This window comes from Pseudoalteromonas fuliginea (assembly GCF_000690055.1).
GTDB lineage: Bacteria > Pseudomonadota > Gammaproteobacteria > Enterobacterales > Alteromonadaceae > Pseudoalteromonas > Pseudoalteromonas fuliginea.
In genome coordinates, this window is the sequence record NZ_JJNZ01000079.1 from 1 (window position 1) to 686 (window position 686).

General features: G+C 41.1%; 1 protein-coding gene and 2 pseudogenes. All 3 read right to left on the reverse strand.

Features of this window, described 5'->3' with window-relative positions:
- A pseudogene (locus tag DC53_RS22620) lies at positions 1-216 on the reverse strand (IS4 family transposase); the annotation flags it as partial.
- A gap of 36 nt (positions 217-252) precedes the next feature.
- A pseudogene (locus DC53_RS22725) lies at positions 253-396 on the reverse strand (transposase domain-containing protein); the annotation flags it as partial.
- A 6-nt stretch (positions 397-402) separates the two neighbouring features.
- Entirely contained in the window at positions 403-558 is a 156-nt protein-coding gene (locus DC53_RS22700; RefSeq protein WP_206075180.1) for a transposase domain-containing protein, read from the reverse strand.
- Between the last annotated feature and the right edge of the window lie 128 nt (positions 559-686).

The following is a 686-nucleotide window of genomic DNA, read 5'->3' on the forward strand; positions in this document are numbered from 1 at the left end:
TTTATAGTTATCAAACTCGCTACTGAGCAGTTGATGGCTGGTCAATTTCATATGACAGACCATGCGTATTTGAGGAAAGGCTGTATCACCGTATTGGTTGCTACCAGAAGAGAAGGCTTTACGATTATCAGGCGTGTCGGCTGTTCGCCAAACAACACCGTCAACAGCTAATAGGTTCAAACCATTCCATGTTTCGAATGACTGTTGCTTATACATTGATTGAGCAGATTTATTGGAAACGTGTTTAACGGAATCATCACCTAACCTTTGTCTCGCCTGTACCATCGCACTTGGAGCAACGAGTTGGTTCTTGCCAGGTAACATGATATCTAGCTTATTAGCGATATTCCAAACCGATTCTTTTCGAAACAATGCCATGCCAATAACTGACCACAAAACGGCCTAAAGCGGTAATCTTCGCTTACGAACGGTTGCAATCCCTGCTTGTTGAAAGCCTTGTTCAATGATTTCAGGGTCAAGAATTTCTGATAATTTTTCAAAGGTATGGTATCGGCTGCTTTCTTCAAGTGTTGCTTGCAGTGCTTGTTCTATATTCACAAAAAAATCCGTAGTTAGTTTCCTATTACGGATTTTGCATGATCGTTTGGATCGGTCAACCGGCCATTTTCTTAACTGATCGGCATTAGGCATTTAGCCGCTTTTTTGTACCAAAATTAGTATTTGCT